Source organism: Exilispira thermophila, from assembly GCF_055389015.1.
The window spans coordinates 427,942-446,421 of record NZ_AP042476.1; the positions used below are offsets into that span (position 1 = coordinate 427,942).

The 18,480-nt window shown below is 23.0% G+C and carries 12 protein-coding genes; 9 read left to right on the forward strand and 3 right to left on the reverse strand.

What is annotated here, in order from left to right; translation table 11 throughout:
- Nucleotides 1–26 precede the first annotated feature (26 nt).
- Nucleotides 27–884 carry a deoxyribose-phosphate aldolase gene (deoC, locus tag ACZ5EC_RS01805; protein WP_464303255.1) on the forward strand — a complete coding sequence of 286 codons (858 nt, stop codon included), beginning with the start codon at nt 27–29 and terminating at the stop codon, nt 882–884.
- On the opposite strand, the gene ACZ5EC_RS01810 is transcribed toward deoC, so the two are convergent.
- Complete coding sequence (locus tag ACZ5EC_RS01810; RefSeq protein WP_464303256.1) at nt 881–3,205, reverse strand: hypothetical protein; 2,325 nt, start codon at nt 3,203–3,205, stop codon at nt 881–883. The two genes, deoC and ACZ5EC_RS01810, sit on opposite strands and share 4 nt — an antisense overlap.
- A gap of 311 nt (nt 3,206–3,516) precedes the next feature.
- Between ACZ5EC_RS01810 and ACZ5EC_RS01815 the strand changes: the two genes are divergently transcribed.
- The 8 genes from ACZ5EC_RS01815 to ACZ5EC_RS01850 all read left to right on the forward strand — a co-directional run bounded on the left by ACZ5EC_RS01815 (nt 3,517) and on the right by ACZ5EC_RS01850 (nt 15,717).
- Nucleotides 3,517–3,690: a hypothetical protein gene (locus ACZ5EC_RS01815; RefSeq protein WP_464303257.1), complete on the forward strand. Its 174-nt coding sequence runs from the start codon at nt 3,517–3,519 to the stop codon at nt 3,688–3,690.
- Nucleotides 3,691–3,752: 62 nt separating this feature from the next.
- A complete protein-coding gene (locus ACZ5EC_RS01820; RefSeq protein WP_464303258.1) occupies nt 3,753–5,069 on the forward strand; it encodes a M16 family metallopeptidase in 1,317 nt (438 codons plus the stop codon).
- 20 nt (nt 5,070–5,089) lie between these two features.
- Entirely contained in the window at nt 5,090–5,653 is a 564-nt protein-coding gene (locus tag ACZ5EC_RS01825) for a hypothetical protein (protein WP_464303259.1), read from the forward strand.
- 415 nt (nt 5,654–6,068) lie between these two features.
- Nucleotides 6,069–7,100: an ABC transporter substrate-binding protein gene (locus ACZ5EC_RS01830; protein WP_464303260.1), complete on the forward strand. Its 1,032-nt coding sequence runs from the start codon at nt 6,069–6,071 to the stop codon at nt 7,098–7,100.
- Nucleotides 7,101–7,495: 395 nt separating this feature from the next.
- Nucleotides 7,496–9,187 (forward strand): ABC transporter permease, encoded by a 1,692-nt coding sequence (locus ACZ5EC_RS01835; protein ID WP_464303261.1) that lies wholly within the window; start codon nt 7,496–7,498, stop codon nt 9,185–9,187.
- Between the two features lie 210 nt (nt 9,188–9,397).
- The gene (locus ACZ5EC_RS01840; RefSeq protein WP_464303262.1) at nt 9,398–10,555 is read left to right on the forward strand and encodes an ABC transporter ATP-binding protein; all 1,158 of its coding nucleotides are present in this window, start codon (nt 9,398–9,400) and stop codon (nt 10,553–10,555) included.
- Nucleotides 10,556–10,628: 73 nt separating this feature from the next.
- Nucleotides 10,629–11,921: a hypothetical protein gene (locus ACZ5EC_RS01845; RefSeq protein ID WP_464303263.1), complete on the forward strand. Its 1,293-nt coding sequence runs from the start codon at nt 10,629–10,631 to the stop codon at nt 11,919–11,921.
- Between the two features lie 7 nt (nt 11,922–11,928).
- A complete protein-coding gene (locus ACZ5EC_RS01850) occupies nt 11,929–15,717 on the forward strand; it encodes a PHP domain-containing protein (RefSeq protein WP_464303264.1) in 3,789 nt (1,262 codons plus the stop codon).
- Between the two features lie 90 nt (nt 15,718–15,807).
- Here the strand turns inward: ACZ5EC_RS01850 and ACZ5EC_RS01855 are convergent, their stop codons facing one another.
- On the reverse strand, nt 15,808–16,812 hold the full coding sequence (locus ACZ5EC_RS01855; protein ID WP_464303265.1) for an endo alpha-1,4 polygalactosaminidase: 1,005 nt from the start codon (nt 16,810–16,812) through the stop codon (nt 15,808–15,810).
- 52 nt (nt 16,813–16,864) lie between these two features.
- Nucleotides 16,865–18,421 (reverse strand): hypothetical protein, encoded by a 1,557-nt coding sequence (locus ACZ5EC_RS01860; protein WP_464303266.1) that lies wholly within the window; start codon nt 18,419–18,421, stop codon nt 16,865–16,867.
- Nucleotides 18,422–18,480: the final 59 nt, after the last annotated feature.

Genomic DNA, 18,480 nt, shown 5'->3' on the forward strand with positions numbered 1-18,480 from the left:
ACAAAAAACAAATAAAGAGGGAAAAAATGGATCAGGATAAATTAATTGAAATTATTACAAATGAAGTACTAAGAAGGATACAAAGTAACCCTTCCTTGCAAAATATAAAAAATGATATAGCAAATACAATAAAAAATAATATTAGCAAAGAAATTAGTAATATAGATGCAAATTCTGGAAATTTTGAAAACCCATTATTAAAAGAAATTAAAAGACCTGCTGATTTAGCAAGGTACATTGATCATACGTTATTAAAACCTGATGCAAGAAAGGAAGATTTTGATAAATTAGTTGAAGAAGCTAAAGAATATAATTTTTATTCTGTTTGTGTCAATTCTTCCTGGGTTCCATATGTTTATAAAAAGTTAAGAGGAACAGGGATTAAAGTTACAGCAGTAGTTGGTTTTCCTCTTGGTGCAATGACAAGTAGAGCAAAAGCTTTTGAAACAAGAAATGCTATTGAAGAAGGAGCTTCTGAGATAGATATGGTTATGAATATTGGAGCTTTAAAATCAGAGGATTTAAAATTTGTAGAAGAGGACATAAAAGCTGTTAGAAGAGCAACAAGATCAAATACTGTGCTAAAAGTAATACTTGAGACTGGTTTTTTATCTGATGAAGAAAAAGTAATTGCATGTCAAATTGCTAAAAATGCAGGTGCTAATTTTGTAAAAACTTCTACAGGTTTTGGAAAAGGTGGAGCTACTGTTCATGATATAGCTTTAATGAGAAGAACTGTGGGTTCTAAAATGGGTGTTAAAGCTTCAGGGGGTGTAAGGGATTTTGAAACAGCAGTTGCAATGATTCAGGCTGGTGCAACTAGAATTGGCGCTAGTTCTTCTGTTGCTATAGTAACTGGAGTTAAAGGGAAAACTGGATATTAAAATATATATAACATATATGCTTTTTCAAATCTTAAAAATTCATTTTCAATATTATCATTGAAAACTGATAAAAATTGGTTTGTAATATTTAACTTGTTATTTTTGCTTTTTTTAATATTTTCATGTATATTTATTCTTTCATTTTCTAGTTTAACAAGATTACTTTTAAGTCTTTTTTCTATATATAATTTAAAATTAAAGTTGGTCTGTTTTATTATCCTATTAAATTCTTGGTTTTCTAGTAACTTTATAAAATCTATCCTATTTTTATTATTAACACTATTTTGGAAATTAAACGGACTTTTATTATTGATATTATTTTTATATAGGAATTTTAAAAATTCATTAAATACATCATTTAACAAATTAAAAATATAGTTGTATTCCTTAATAACCATAGTGTAAGCAAAAATATCTTCATTTTTAGAGATTCCTGAAAATAATTTTAAAATTTCAACTTCATGAGGATATTTTTCGATTACTAACCCTAATATATCGATATTGCGATTACTCTTAGAAGAATTTATCTCTTTTGAGGTAGAGCATAATGTTTTTATTTTAATAGATAGATTATTTAATATTTCCTTTTTATTTTGTATAAGTTTAATTTGGTCTTTTTTATATTCTTTTTTCAACCTCGAAAAAATTAAATTTATTTTTTTAAAAAGTAAAATAAAAAATTCTAGTAAAGTTAAATTTTTAAATTTGTAAATATCAAATAAATAAATATCTGAAAAATAGTTATATAAAAATGTCATGTATTTGAATTTTGATTCAAATGTAAAAATTTTACTGTATATATCCTTTTTTAAGTCTACAAGAAAATTATTTAAATTAACTTCAAATATATCAAATATCCTATTTTTAAGGATATAAATAAATATAAAAATGAAATATAATAATGTATCGTGAAAAGTTACATCTTTCACATTTTTTAAATATGCAACATTATAATTAAATGCTCGTTTAATATTATTATTTAAAATATTAAAATAAAAAAATTTTTCCAATACATTTAATTTATAAGTTAGATTGTAATTTTCTTTTGAAGCTTTTTTATAAAAATAGATATTCAAAAATTCAAGTGTTGGTAAATCTTTTTCTAATAAACCTAACATATACTTGTATCGAAATTTTTCTTTTATTACTGTTGGTGTATTTTTCATATCATAATCATAGATAATCATTTTTAAATTATTAATATCTCCAAAGTATGTAAAAAATAAATACTTAATTTGATAAAAATATGGGAAATAATAATCCTCCTTTGGAAGCTTAGAAATTATAAAGTCAGTAAATAATATTGCTTGTTCATAAAGTTCAAATTTTAAAAACATATTTGAAATATATGCTATTGCTAAGAAGCTAGTATAAGATATTTCATTATTTGTTAAATTAGTTTTACTATCTAATTTGTATGGTAGATTAATATTATAGTTATCATTAAAAACATTAGAAAAGATAGATTTTTTTACTGGTAAATATTTAAATAAAAAAAAAGTATAAATATAAGTATTAATAAATTTATATTTTTTTGAATTAATTATTGTTAAAATAGAGAGATAAAAAATTTTTAATGTATATGATTTTTGCTTTTTTAATTTTTTAATTACTTTGAAATAAGTATTAAATATTAATATTATTTCATCAAATTTATTTTCAATGTATAAAGTAAATGCATATGAAATTAAATATTTTTCGGTTTGTTTATTTTTATTTTGTATTAGTGTTATATACATACAATTAAAATAATCTTTTTTTGTTTCAAATAAATATAGTGCTTTGTTTAATAATGAACTCTTAGTTTTCTTGGATAAATAAAAAACTTTGAAGTGTAATCCTGGAAATATTATATCTTTTTTTATTAATATATACTGATTTTTTTTTAAAAAATCTATTGTTTTAGTTATAATAAGTCTTTTATATTTGTTATTTATGTAAAACACTTCATTAAAAAAAAGTTCATAATTTTCTATTTTTTTTAAAATATTTATATAAAATAATATTTTTTTTGAATAGATTTTGATTAATTTATTATCTATATTTTTAACATGCAGTTCATCATATACTTTATTAGATATTGGTTTGAAAAGGTTTTCCCAGTAATAATTATATTTCTTTTCTTTAATAAAATTTTTTATTCTATTTAAATTTGTACTTGTTTTGGATATTTTTTTCTCAATTATTTTTTTTAAATGGGATTTTGAAATTTTTAATAAATTTGATGCAAAATTTAGAGACACTAAATTATTTTTTATTAAGGTGTTTAATAAATCAATATCTTCTTCATAATTTTTTAAATAGTAAAATTTTTTTTTCATATATATTTTTATGGTAATTAATTCTTTTTATTTTTCAAATTGCAAGTAAAAAGAATAAAAAAACTTGAAAATAGTATTAAAAATAATATAATTAGGTATAAATATAGAAATAAAAATATTATAATATAAATAAATAAAAAACTATTTTAAAATACAATAATAATTATATTAACCTAATTATATAAAGACAAAAAATGAATTTGTTACCACCCCCCCCTGAAAGTTCAATGGATTATAATCTTTGACTTAATTTCAATTCAAAATAATCTTATTTTAGAAAATATTTTAATTAATTTAAAAAGGAGTGTAAGATGAAAAAAAAATTAATTATAATGCTGGTTTTAAGTGCAATATTTGTTTCTTCTTTGTTTTTAGGTTTTAAAAATCTAAATTTATTCAATAAAATAAATAACCAAGTTGGTACTGTATTAATCTGTGATGATTTTGTTGAACCAGATGTACCTCCACCATCAAAAAACGGTTAATTTATATTACAATTATTATTTTAAATTGAAACTCGTTAAGTGTGAAATGAAAAGGATATTTAATGGAAAATGTGGAAATTATAACTTTAGAAAATGGTTTAAAAGTTGTTTTGAAACAAATAGCAGATACAAAAGAAGTTGCTATTGGTTTGTGGGTTAATCAAGCAGTAAATGTTGAAAATGAAAAAACAAATGGAATAAACAATCTGTTAAGAAGTGTTTTATTAGAAGGTCATTTAATTGGTAGTGAAATTTTGATAAAGCATCTAATTGAGAAGATTAAATTAGATGGGGGGAAGTTTCATAGTATGACAAATAAGGAAAATACATATTTTGTTATCTCCTCTAATAAAAAAAACTTTCACTTAATATTAAAAATAGTAGCCTCCCTTTTATTATTTGAAAATATTAAGTATAAAAATTTTGTATCACAAAAAAAGTTGATTGAAGAGGAGATAAAGAAAAATGAAACTTCCCCTTTTAATATTAAAGAAGATATTTTACAAACTTTATGGGGTAATATTGGAATCGGTAAAAAAATCAATGGAACAATTTATTCTCTTGAAAATATAAATTATGATAAAGTATTGAGTAATTTTCAAAATAACTATATTACCAACAATATGGTATTGATTATTATTGGAAATTATAATAAAAATAAGCTTTTAAAATTACTATATAAGTATTTTATTAATATTAATTCTGGAAAGAAAAAAATGATATTTAATAGAACTGGTGATTTTCCAGGATTTATAAAAAAAAAGAAGTTAAATGATAATATAAAATCTATTCTGGGTTTAGGATTTAAATCGTTTTCATTAAATGATGCTGGTTTTATTTATACTGATATTTTTAAATACATATTTAATAAAAATTTAATCAAATTATTTAATGATATAGATAATTTTAAAAATTTTGTAAGTAAAAACAAGGAAATTGTATTTTTAAAAAGAACTGATAATGAAATAAAAGAAAATCCTTTTTGTTTTACAGAAATTTTATCCAATAATGGAGCTTTAGGTTATTGTGTTATTTTTATTGAAGACAAGGAATTAGAAGGAGTCACTAAATCAGTTTTTAAATTGATTAATTTTATTGGTGAAAATGGATTTAATTTTGAAGATTTTGAAAAAATCTATTTAGATTTGCTAAAAGTAATAAAATCAAAAGTTAATGATCCTTTTTCTCAAGTATTGTTTTCAGGTAATTTTATAATTAACAACAAAATGTATTTTTTGAATAATTATGCAGAAGATTTAAATTCTATTAATTTTAATCAATTTAATGAAAAAGCAAAAGAGATATTTAATTTAGATAACATAGGACTTGTAATATATAACACCATTGAGTTAGACAAAATAATAAAAATTATAAACTAAAATTTAGAAAAGGAGAAAAGATGGTACAGGTAAAAAATCACATTGATAAAATAAGTAGTGAAATAAAATTTATTTTTAGTGAAGAATCTTTGGATGTAATTTTTGAATTGCTTGGTGGAGAATTAAGTTTTGATGACCTTAAAAATAGATTAAATATGATTCAAATTAAGCTAAAAATAGTGCTTTATAAGTTAATAGAATTAGGAGTTATTCTCATAAGTAAAGAGAAAATTATAAAAGATAAAAGAGTTGTGTATTTCAAATTAAATAAATTAAAGTTGAATGAAATGGTAAAATCCTATGATTACTATAAGAAGAAATTGAATATCGTTTTTTCTTCTTTTAATAATATGAAAATTTTTAATAATGGGATTAATAGTTTACTTAAAAATATAAATAAACCTCATGAAAATTTAGCAATTATTGTAAAGTCAAATAATTATGAAATAGAAAAATTTAAAAAAGAATTAAAGAAGATGATTGAAAAATTTATAAATAAAAATTATAATAATGAGGAAGAGTATTTTATGTTTATGCCTATTTTGCTTCCATACAAAATAGTAAATAATAAAAAATTAAATTAATTCAAATTACTTTTTACAACAGATAAACTATAAATTAATAATAAATTTAAATAATTTTTTTTAAACACAATCAAAACATAATTTCATACTATTTAAATAATAAGAAAGAAATTTTTCTTTTATAACACCATAACCAAAATTTTATATATTGCTACATTAATATTAATTGTAATAAATATCAGTTATAGTATTTATAACTTATATTTATTTGATATAAAAATATTATATTGTATTATAATTTAAATAAAAGAAATTGTATTAAATTCAAAAAAAACTTTTATACAATTATTGTTTTATTATTAAATCATCATTTATATTATGAAAAATCTGTAGAAAATTTAAGCTTTACTATAAAATAAATTTTATTTTTAAATATATTAAAAAAATAAAATTAAAAAAAATAAAGGAGAGATTTATGAAAAAAAGATTCTTAATCTCAGCAATATTAATTTTAGTTCTAATTTTTAGTTTTCTTTTTATTGCTGGAAAACAGGGAGAAAGTCAGAATAAGGAAATGAAATTGGTTATTTATGCAAGTGTTGATGAGGCAAATGCAAAAAAAATATTGGATGCATTTACAGCTGATACTGGAATAAAAGTTGAATTTGTTCACTTATCATCTGGCCCTGCTTTAGCAAGAATTGAAGCAGAATCTAACAATCCTCAAGCTGACATCTGGCTTGGAGCTCCATTTGAAAATCATATAATTGCAAAAGAAAAAGGGTTAACTATACCTTATATTTCTGATGCTTTAAAAGCTTTAGATTCTAAATTTAAAGATAAAGATGGTTATTGGAGATGTTTTTATATGAATCCAATGGCATTTGCAGTTAATACTGAAGCTTTAGATAAAATTAATGCCCCTATACCAAAATCATGGAAAGACCTTTTAAACCCAGCATATAAAGGCCAAATTCAAATGCCAAATCCTCAATCTTCAGGTACAGCTTATAATATAGTTGCAACTCTTGTTACATTATGGGGTGAAGATGCTGCATTTGAATATATGAAAAAATTAGCTCCAAATGTCCAAACTTATACATCTTCAGGAACAGGCCCTTCAAAGGGAGTAGCTGTTGGACAATGTGCAATTGGTATCCAATTTACACCTGCATTTTTTGAATTTATTGATAAAGGTTATCCTTTAAAAGTTGTTTTCCCATCAGAAGGTGTTGGTTATGAATCTCCTGCTGTTTCAATTATTAAAGGTACAAAAAACCTTAAAGCAGCTCAAATTCTGGTTGATTGGTTGGTTTCTCAAAAAGGTCAGGATACTTTAAGTGAAGCAAAAACTTTCTTTTATCCAGTTTTAGGAACTGCTAAATTAGGTAAAGGTATGCCTCCATTTTCATCATTAAAGATAATTCAATTTGATAGTGAATGGGCAGCTCAGAATAAAAAAAGATTGGTTGAAAGATGGGTAAATGAAGTTTTACCTGCAAAATAAAAAAAGTACTCTAATTTAAAGAAAATTAATTATTAAAAAATTGGTTGCCACAAATTATTTTTTGTTTAAGACAATCTAAACTTGTAATAAGTTAATAATTTGAATTTGACGATAATGATTAGTTTAAATTAAGGAGTGTGAAAGCACTCCTTAATTTAAATATTGATGTTATTATACTAATATTTCTTTATTGTTTATTTATAATTTAGCATTAAATGTTTTATATTTAATATTTTGATTATCTTTTTAAAATATTTTTATAATAATATTTATTTTTTTAATATATTTTTATTAAATATTTTTATATTTATTTGGTGTTTTTTTTAATAATAAATTCTTTATTAGGATTATATTGAATTAGTTTGAATTATCTTAATTTTTATCAAGGATTTTCTATGAAATCTAATTATTTTAAAAAGTCGTTATTTAATATTAGACAATTATTAAAAGATCCTCTTTTATTTATAACTCTATTAGTTATATTTATTTCATTGCTAATTTTTATTGTTTACCCATTATTAAAAGTAATTATTATTAGTGTCTATGATAAGGGAATTTTTAGTTTAAAAACTTTAGGTTATATAGTTTCAAACTGGTATTTCAGAAAAGGTTTTTTAAACAGTTTAATGATGGGAATTTTAACAGCAGTTGGAGGTGCTATACTGGGATTTTTGTTTGCATTTACAATAACAAGAACAAATATTCCATTTAAAAAATTTTTTCATGTAATGGCAATTATTCCAATTATATCTCCTCCATTTATAGGAGCTTTATCAATAATAATGCTTTTTGGAAATAATGGATTTATAACCTCCCATCTTTTAAAAATTAATAATTTTAAAATTTATGGATTTAGAGGATTATTAATAGCACAACTTTTAACATTTTTTCCTGTTGCATATATCACATTAAAGGGAGTTTTAGAATCAATTAACCCCACTTTAGAAGATGCAGCTTTAGATCTGGGTGGTTCAAAATGGGCTGTATTCAGAAAAGTTACTTTACCTTTAGCAATTCCTGGTATTGCAAGTGCAATACTTGTTCTTTTTATTGAAACATTAGCTGATTTTGGAAATCCTTTAATTTTAGCAGGGAGCCAATTTCCAATTTTATCAGTTCAGGCTTATTTACAGATAACAGGGATGTTTGATCTTCCGACTGGTGCTGGTCTTGCTTTTATTTTACTTATTCCATCTATTACTGCGTTTTTTCTTCAAAAATATTGGGTTTCAAAAAAACAATATGTAACAATTACAGGAAAACCTTCAACTTCTTCACCAAAACTAACTGGTAATTTTATGAAATGGGTATTATTTATAACATTAGTTTTAATTTCATTGTTTATTTTACTGGTATATGCAACTATTTTATGGGGAGCTTTAGCAAAAGTTTGGGGTAGTGATAATTCATTAACCTTAAAGCATTTTAAGTATGTTTTTGAAGTTGGTTTTTATGCTATAAAAGACACTCTTATAATAGCAGGATTAGCTACACCTATCTCTGGCATTCTTGGTATGATTATAGCTTTTATTATTGTAAGAAAACAATTTCCATTTAAAAAACTTATGGAAGTTACTTCTGTTTTAAGTTTTGCTGTTCCAGGAACAGTTATAGGTATTGGATATATTTTAGCTTTTAATACAAGACCATTTTTATTAACAGGAACTATCTATATATTACTTCTAAATTTTATATTCAGATATATTCCTGTTGGAATCCAATCAGGTGTGGCAATACTTGAACAGGTAGATCCTTCTATTGAAGAAGCGGCTATAGATTTAGGTGCTGATTCTAAAAAAACATTTTCAAAAATTACTTTACCTTTAATGGTTCCAGCATTTTTTTCAGGTTTGATTTATTCTTTTGTTAGAGCGATGACAGCTATTAGTGCAGCAATTTTTCTTGTATCATCAAAATGGAACCTTATGACGGTTCAAATAATGTCTCAGGTTGAATCAGGAAGACTAGGAGCAGCAGCTGCGTTTAGTGTTATCTTAGTGGTAATAATATTGTTCGCTATATTTTTAATAAGATTTATTTTGGTTTCAAAATATGGACAATCAGGTGAAACTTATTTAAAAATTTAAAAACAAAATAAATAAAAAACAAATTTTAGATTAAATTGAATATAAATAATATCAATAATAGTGATAATATTAATAATAGTAATAAGTTATAATATCAATAATAGTTATAATATTAATAATAATAACTGTAAATAAAGTTATAATATATTTTATAATGTAAATTGATATAATTTTAATTTTGTAAAGATTTAAAAAAAATAAGGATAGGACATGAGTGTTAAATTAAAGAATATAACAAAGATTTTTAAAAATTTAACAGATTCAAAAAAAGAAATTGTTGCGGTCAATAATGTTAATATTGATATTAAAGAAGGGGAAATGGTAACTTTGCTTGGTCCCTCAGGATGTGGAAAAACAACAACTTTAAGAATAGTTTCAGGATTTGAACAACCAACTTCTGGTGAAGTATGGATTGGTGATAAAATGGTTAATGAGATTCCACCAAATAAAAGAGATACATCAATGGTATTTCAGAGTTATGCAATTTTTCCTCATTTAACTGTAGCACAAAATATTGGTTTTGGTTTAGAACTAAAAGGACATAAAAAAAGTGAAATAAAAAAAGAAGTTGAAAATATTATGGAAGTTATGAATTTAACAGATATGTATAATAGAAGGCCTGACCAATTATCAGGAGGTCAACAGCAAAGGGTAGCTTTAGCAAGAGCAATTATAAATAAACCCAAGGTTTTGTTGTTTGATGAACCTCTTTCAAATCTTGATGCAAAATTAAGAGAACAGATGAGACTTGAAATTAGAAGGATCCAGCAAACTTTTAAAATCACAAGTATTTATGTTACTCATGATCAGCTTGAAGCAATGACTGTATCAGATAGAATTGCAATAATGAATTTTGGTAAATTACAACAAATCGGGACTCCTTTTGAAATTTATTCAAGACCAGTTAATAGATTTGTTGCAGATTTTATTGGTAGAGCAAATTTTTTTGAATGTAAAGTAAAAAAGATAAATCAAAAAGAGATTATTGTAAAAATAAATGGAAAACTTTTAAAAATATTGAGCTGGAGTGGTGAGTTCTCAGAGGGAGAAAAATCCCTGATACTTTTAAGACCTGAATCTCTTATTATTGAGTCAAGTAATGGTACTAATAACAAAATAAACAATAAAATAGATAATAAAATTGATGATAATCAGAATATAAACTCTTTTATTAAAGGTAAAATTGTTAAAAAAGTGTATCTTGGAGCTACTGTTGATTATGAAATTGAAACAGAAATTGATAATAAAAAATATACAGTCTTAGCTGTTTCACATAATCCTGTTGAAAGTGTGGTATATAAAACAGGAATTAATGTTTATATATCATTCAATGTGAAATCAGCTCATCTTTTAAAATACAGTATCTAAGATAAATACACTATTTAAAAAGATTTATAATTTTGTTCTTGACACCCAATAAATATTGGGGTATATTTCTTATGTGGATAGAATAAAGTCTTCTTTTAATTATTTTACCTATATTTCTTTCCCTGAAATCTATAAAGATCTCGCTGTATTAAGGGGGTATACTGATTTTGTGATTTATAAAGGGGATGAGCAATTTGGCTATATTGAATCAATTTTTAGTGCCAATGCTTTTGCTAACCATGTAATTTATAAATCTCAACCACTTCCATTTGCAAAATTGCTTATTAATACATTTAAAAATATTTTTTTTAAAACAGATCATTATTCTCTCAATAATGAACCTATCAATTTTATTTCTATTAATAGTTTAAAGGAAGACATAGAGGAGTTTGATAGAACAATATCCTCTTTTATTAATGATTCATATACTATTTTCAAGCTGGAATATCCAGTTTTTGAATTTTATTTGCAGATTTTAGATATGAAACAACTTATTGATTTAAGCAATTTTCTTAACCGCAAAAAGATTTCATTTAAGATTTTTTCTTCTTCTGATCCACTTCTTGCGTTCTGGATGGGTAAATTTCTCCCTTTTAAAGGATTATTTTTTCTATTTTCTGAGGATGATTTTTGTGATAAACTTGATCCTGCGAAATTATTTTTATCTTCCTCAGATTTCTTTTTTAAATCTAACATCAGGTCTTTATGTACATTGTTATCACTTGATACCAGAATAATTATCTCAATTTTTACAAATTATATTTCTGAACTTAATAAAAATGAACTCGTTGAGTTGGCATTTTATTTTGACAAACTTTTTCCATTTATATTTCAATATTTTAAAAATACTGAAAAGAAAAAAAAGTTTTATAAATTATTTTTTATCCTTTATAGTTTGATTAAAAAGCGTAGTCAAAATAATATTCTCATTATTGAAAATCCATGGGCTTTTCATCTTAAAGACGAAGCAAAATTTAAACTCTTTTTTAAAAACAAACTTTTAAATTATTTAGCTACTAACATTGTGCAAAATCATTCATCAAATAATATTAATGCTTTAAACGATATTGAATCTTTTATATTTACGGTTGTATATATAGATAAAAAAATTTGCGTTTTTGTTATTAAAAATCAAAATTTTTTTTATGATTTTAAATGGTTCGAGAAAGTGTATATAGAGTTTAAAAGAAATATAAAACGAAAAGTCAATGTAGATAAAATAATTATAGAATTCAGGTTTAAAAAGAAAACCAATACGCTTTTTGATATTGCACAGGTAGGATATAATAAAATGCATTCAATTTTATATGCTATTAATAAGCTCAATAAGAAATTTGGTAAACCTTTTCTTGAGATTGCAGGGTGAAGTGGATATGAATATAGAAAATATATTCAAAAAATATGAGTCATTACCAAAAATACTAACAAGATCATATTATTCCTTTTATAAAAGTAGTTTAAATGTTAATGATCTTGTCAAATATTCTATCAAAGATAAAAATAATGTAACTATTCTATGTGATTATAATAACTTTTATGGATTGTGGGAGTTTTTAAACAGTGCTAAAGTTTATGGATTGAAACCAGTTATAGGTGTTCAAATAACGGATAATTTAAAAGAAGGTGGCATCCTCATCTTTTTTAAAGACTGGGAAGTAAGAAAAATAGTTTTTAAAATTTTAACTGAAAGAAATTATATTGGGAGAATTCCTTATGAATATATTGCAAAATTATCTAAAGAAAAAAATGGAAATTTAGAAAAAGTTATAATAATTGCATTAAATAAAAAAGAATATTTGAAATTAAGGCAGATTTTTGGATCTGATTATTCAAATTTATATTTAGGCATTTTTGATTATACTTTTTACAAACTATCTACCTCTAAAAAATTTACAGACCAATGGTTAAAAGTATTTAATAAAGTTAGTAAAGCTAGTAACCCTTTTAATATTGATAATGATTATAAGATTAAAGATGATTTTAAGATTAAAAAAGAGGATTTAATTTTTATTTCCCGTTTCTTTTACTCTGAAACTGAAGATATAGAGTTTATAAAAATACTTAATAATATAAATGGTGATTATGGCAATTTAGGTAATAAACAATTAATAAAACATAATTTCAAAAAAGGGTATTTAAATAATGATGCAATGTATTATGCAAGGTATCATAAAATTGATTCTAATTATATTAAAAAATTATTTAATCCTTATAATGATCTTATCAATCAATATCTTGAAGCATCAATAAATAATCTAATAACTTTTATTGAAAATATTGATATAAAATGGGAAAAAAATGATTTTTTCTTCCCTGATTTTTATAAAAAAGAAAAAAAAAGGATGGATTTTATTAATAATGAAAATCTCGATAATAGTAAATTAAAAGAGATAGTTTTAAAATTATTACCTCAGTTTTATAGTAATGATAATATAAAAAAAGCAAAAGATAGATTTTTGTTTGAATTTGAAATTATTAAAAAAAAGAAATTTTCATCATATTTTTTATTTGTTTATTCAATGTTAAAATATGCAAAAAAGAAAAAAATTTCTTTTATAGGAAGAGGGTCAGCTGTTTCTTCAATAATTTCTTATATTTTAGGAATAAGTGAAGTTGACCCAATAAAATATAACCTCTATTTTGAAAGATTTATCAATCCAGTAAGAGCAAGCCCCCCTGATATTGATATAGATTTTTCCTGGAAACAGAGAGATAGGGTATTAAAATATTTATATGACAAATATAATAATAATAGTAGTAAAAATAATACAAACAGTAAAAATGATAAAAATGTTAATAAATATAAGATTTGTAATGAAACTAAAAAACGATTTGTTGCTATGATTTCAACTCATTTGCATTTTAGTTATAGAAGATCTTTTAGAGAAGTTGCAAAGTTTTATGGTTTACCTGATGAATTTATTTCTATAATAACAAAAAATATTCCTCACCATTTCATTAGAACAAGTTTAAAAGATGTTATTGAACAAATAAACCAAAAAATATTAGAAAATGTTGATACTGAATTGTTAAATAAGATTATTAAATATTCTATAAAATTAAAAGGGTTCCCATTTGCAATTGGAGTTCATCCAGGTGGATTTTGTATATCAGATACTTATAAAAAAGATGAGATAACAAATTATACACCTATTGAACTTGCACCTAAAGGTTTAGCAGTTACTCAATTTGATATGTATTCTATTGAGAATACTGGATTAATTAAAATAGATATATTATCTCAAAGAGCATTGGGTGTATTGGATGATATTCTGAAAAATATTGAACAGCAATATGTTTTATATAAAAGTAATGATTTTAAAGAGAAAAAAAATTTAATAAGTTTTATGCAAAAAACTCTGGAAAATTATAGAGTAAATAAGAGTTTTGATAAAATTTCAATTTTTTATGATAAAGAAACATGGAAAATGATAGCAAAAGGAGATACAATAGGATGTTTTTATATTGAATCTCCAGGAATGAGAGGCCTTTTAAAAAGTCTTCATTGTGATAATTTTGAATTACTTGTTGCAGCATCTTCTGTAATAAGGCCAGGTGTTTCAGAATCTGGTATGAAAAACAAATATATTTATTATCATAGAAATCCTGATAAAGTAAAGTACATTATCCCAGAGCTTGAAAAAATTTTGCCCGATACTTATGGGATAATGATTTATCAGGAAGATGTGATGAAGATTGCGACCCAAATTGGAGGTTTAAGTTTAGCAGAAGCAGATGTATTAAGAAGAGGAATGTCAGGTAAAAGTCGTTCAAAAGCTGAAATAGAAAAACTTAAAAAAAATTTTTTCAAAAATGCTTTACGAAAAGGAATTAATCAAAAATATATCAATATTTTGTGGAATCAAATAGAGTCTTTTGCAGGTTATGCATTCTGTAAAGCACATTCAGCTTCTTATGCTATTCTTTCGGTTAAACTTGCTTATTTAAAAAGGCATTTTCCATCTTACTTTTTTGCTGCTGTAATTAATAATTATGGAGGATATTATCCAACTGCTGTATATATTTTTATGGCAATTATTAATGGTATAGTTATTAAAAAGCCTGATATTTCATTTTCTACAAAATCTATAAAAGTAATAGATAATAAAATTTACCTTGGTCTTGATATGTATTCTTTTTTAAATAAGGTTCAAATTAATAAAATATCAAAAAACAGTCCTTTTAAGTCTTTAACATCTTTTATTTTATCTACAAAAATAGAAAAATCAAAAATATTAAAATTGTTTGATCTTAATTTTTTTCATTCTTTATATAATGATAATGGATTGATATATATCCTTATTCATAGTCTATATGAAACAATAAAAGAGTATGGAGTTAGTTTAAAACAGAAAGATTCAGGTAAAAATTACAAAATTTGCAAAACAGATGGAAATAATAAAAGTGATAAAAACAGTAAAGATAAAAATAACAAAAAAAATAATAAAAGTGATAATTGTAAAAAAAACATTTATAGAATCTTGCTTAATATTGAGCAATTTATTGTAAAGGAATGGGAAAAAAATAAAAAAAACAATGATGAGGATAATAATAAAAATTACAATAACAATAAAATTAACAACGAGAACAATAATAACAACAATAACAATAATAAAAATAAAAATAAAATTAACAACGATAACAATAAAAATAATAAAAATTTTTACAATACACTTTATTATGAATTTAAATATTTTGGTTCATTTATAAGTGTTAATCCAGTGGATATTATTTTTAAGTTAGTTAAAGATTATGAAGATGGCAATTTACAAACAGGTTCCTTAGTTGATGCAGAAGAGCTTGATGGTATATATAAACAACTTAAAAAAATTATTAGTTCAAAAATATTGTCTAATGTTTCTACAAATATTGACAAGTTAATTGATAAAAATGTTTCATGCTTTGGATATTATATTATTGGAAGATCTGCAGTTACAAAACAGAAAAAGATGATGGGTTTTGCTACTTTTATTGATAAGGAAGGGGTTTTTGAAGCAACTTTGTTTCCGGATCAATATAGTAAATATTATCCTCTTTTTAAATATTTCAAATATTTTATAATTAAAGGAAAAGTATCAAATAATAGTGGGGCTTATTCTATTGAAGTTGAGCAAATAATCCCTTTTTTTACAAATTTTTTATACATATTAAAAAAGATTTAATTTTAAAATTTTTTGAAAAATTCGTGATATTTAAATTGTGATTTCTAACTTTCAATTTTAATTTAACATCTATTTTATTTTATAATTAAATTAATAATTATTATTTTCAAACCATTCAAAAGCATCAATAATGTCTAGATAGACACCGTCAAATCCAGAATTAATTATTTTTTTTAAATAAGAATCATCATTTCCATATATAATTTTTTGCCATTCCGGGTCCCAATATTTGACTACATAATTACCAGGCCAATCAGGATTTTCATCAACAATAAATGAGGGATTTCCAATTTCCCAATCAGATTTCCAGTAATACCTATAATCTTCAGCTTCTCCAATACTCATATAACAAATAACTAAACGTTTTCCCCCATTGGATTTTAGTTTTAAAGAATTTATTGTGTCATATGAATAAGGGTTTCCATCAAAGAATAGGTCCATAATTATAATATCATAATTAGTATTTTTAATAGCATTAATAAAATCTTCAGATGAATGGTAAATGTTATCTGGATTAATAAGGTATAAAAAATTTTTTGCATCAGAAAGATTGTTGATGTTGTTAGAATTTTCATTGAAAATTGGCATAGGGTAATCGGGGATATTATCAAGTGCTCTATGATTTGCAGCAAAAGAAATATAACCAGATTTATTATTTTCCATGTAAGAATTATCAATATTTGTATGAGTTGAACAATAATCAGTTACTAAAATTGATTTCCCATTGTCTCTGGCTAATTTTAAAAAATGGTCTATCCAATTATGTTCCTGTGTTGGTGTTTTTTCATCATCATTATAATAACCATAAAATAGATCTTCCTGTCCTACACCATTAATTGCATTTAGATATTCATAATCTATTTCTCCTGATTGTTCTCCAGTAGAGGTTATAAGTTCAACACCATTTTGAGGTATAATTATAAAGTTTTGATTTAAAGATTTTGCATAACTACTTATATTTTTAACAAAATTTCTCATTTCCTGTTTATAGTTTACATTTATTGTACTATTATCTTTTATTTCAGTAGTACATGAATATAAAGATAAAATAATAATCATTATAGTTGTTAATATTATTAGTAACAATTTTTTCATATGGGTTCCATTTCTAATTATATTTGATAAAAATAAGTTGAATATGTATAAATTACAAATATAAAAGTAATTTTGTTTCTGCTTTTTTTAATCCTTTAATAATTGCATCTTTAAAAGCATTAATTTTATTATTTCCATTTCCACTTGATTTTATAGATAATGTTTTTACAGTATCATTATTAAGATAATATATTTTTATCGTAATGTTTGATGCAGCTACAATTTTTCCAGAATATTCTTTGAATGTAGTTATAACTCCTTGAATGACCATTACTCTTTTAAATCCATTTTTTAATATCTTATCTTTATTTTTTGATATATAATTATCAATATTTTCATAAATTTTGGTGCTTCCATTTTGTATATTAAAAGGTACACCTATTTCTGAAAGATAATCTTCAAATTCTGAAGTAATAATTCCATTTATAGGTGTATTATTGTTATCAAGAAAACTATAAAAAATTTCTGTTTTAAAGTTTATTGTATTGGATATAAATTCAATATCTTTTCTAATTTTTAAATCATTAAAATTTGATTTTATAGATTTAACTTTATTTATGTATATAGAATTTGAAACATTATTTTCTAGTGTATCTTGTAAATCATTTATCAATTCATTTATGTTTATAAATGCAATTAAAAATGTTTTTCCTGAAAATGGTATTTTATCATACTTAAAATAAGATAAACCATTTATATCTGTTGAGGTTTCATATTCATATGATTGAATTTCATTTTTTGAATTTAAGTTTTTATAGAAAAATTTAACTGGGATATTCTTAACAGGAATCTTTTCATTATTATATTCAAAATAAACTTTGTATACAAAAGGGGTATTTTGTTTTTCTCCTCTTATTAGTTTTTCTTCTGGAATAATTAAATCTGTTTTTATATTTGAGCTTAAAAAATATAATCTATCCAACCCTTTTTTAATAACTATTTCTTTATTTTCATAATCTGTACTACTAACATTTTTTATTGAAACTATTGTGTTATAAATACTTTCATATATATCCCCATTTTTTAATGCTATATTTGCTTTTTGCTCAGGCAATACAAAAGAGTTTATTTTTTCTTTATAAAGCTTTTCAAGCCTTTCCTGTTCTTTTTTTATAACTTCTTTAGGAACACTAATGTAAATGTAAACAATGATTTTCCCATTATCCAGTTTTTTTACATATCTATCAATTACTTTAATATTTTTAATTTTCCCTTCAGAACTTGTTTTCAATAATGATTTTAAAACACTTTTAAATTCTTCTTTATTTTCACTTGTTTTATATACATCACTTTTTTCCATTGAAGATGATACAGTTATTCCTATTAATGCAAATATTTTTCTGTATACATCATTAAAAGCTTGCTCATCAGCTTCATTTTCAGTATCCTGTTCTGAAGAAGAACCCACAAAATAATAGAACTTATCATCCTCAGGAGTATATTTGTTTAACCATTCAGGGATAGCCTGCTTTGTTTCAGTTTGTTTATTATTTTCTTTTTCATTTTTATTTGTATTAGAATTTGAAGTTGTAACACAGGAAATATTTAGAAATAAAAATAAAAAGATTACAATCAAAACTAAAAAATAAAACTTACCTATTTTTCTCATTGATTCCTTCCTTCTGGACAAAAATTTTAATTTATTATGATATATTTGATTATTATAAT

Excerpts from the sequence above, each read along its gene's own strand:
- deoC (WP_464303255.1), top strand. The coding sequence starts at position 27 with ATGGATCAGGATAAATTAATTGAAATTATTACAAATGAAGTACTAAGA.
- ACZ5EC_RS01830 (WP_464303260.1), top strand. The coding sequence starts at position 6,069 with ATGAAAAAAAGATTCTTAATCTCAGCAATATTAATTTTAGTTCTAATT.
- ACZ5EC_RS01850 (WP_464303264.1), top strand. The coding sequence starts at position 11,929 with ATGAATATAGAAAATATATTCAAAAAATATGAGTCATTACCAAAAATA.
- ACZ5EC_RS01815 (WP_464303257.1), top strand. The coding sequence starts at position 3,517 with ATGAAAAAAAAATTAATTATAATGCTGGTTTTAAGTGCAATATTTGTT.
- ACZ5EC_RS01860 (WP_464303266.1), bottom strand. The coding sequence starts at position 18,421 with ATGAGAAAAATAGGTAAGTTTTATTTTTTAGTTTTGATTGTAATCTTT.
- ACZ5EC_RS01835 (WP_464303261.1), top strand. The coding sequence starts at position 7,496 with ATGAAATCTAATTATTTTAAAAAGTCGTTATTTAATATTAGACAATTA.
- ACZ5EC_RS01810 (WP_464303256.1), bottom strand. The coding sequence starts at position 3,205 with ATGAAAAAAAAATTTTACTATTTAAAAAATTATGAAGAAGATATTGAT.
- ACZ5EC_RS01825 (WP_464303259.1), top strand. The coding sequence starts at position 5,090 with ATGGTACAGGTAAAAAATCACATTGATAAAATAAGTAGTGAAATAAAA.
- ACZ5EC_RS01855 (WP_464303265.1), bottom strand. The coding sequence starts at position 16,812 with ATGAAAAAATTGTTACTAATAATATTAACAACTATAATGATTATTATT.
- ACZ5EC_RS01840 (WP_464303262.1), top strand. The coding sequence starts at position 9,398 with ATGAGTGTTAAATTAAAGAATATAACAAAGATTTTTAAAAATTTAACA.
- ACZ5EC_RS01820 (WP_464303258.1), top strand. The coding sequence starts at position 3,753 with ATGGAAAATGTGGAAATTATAACTTTAGAAAATGGTTTAAAAGTTGTT.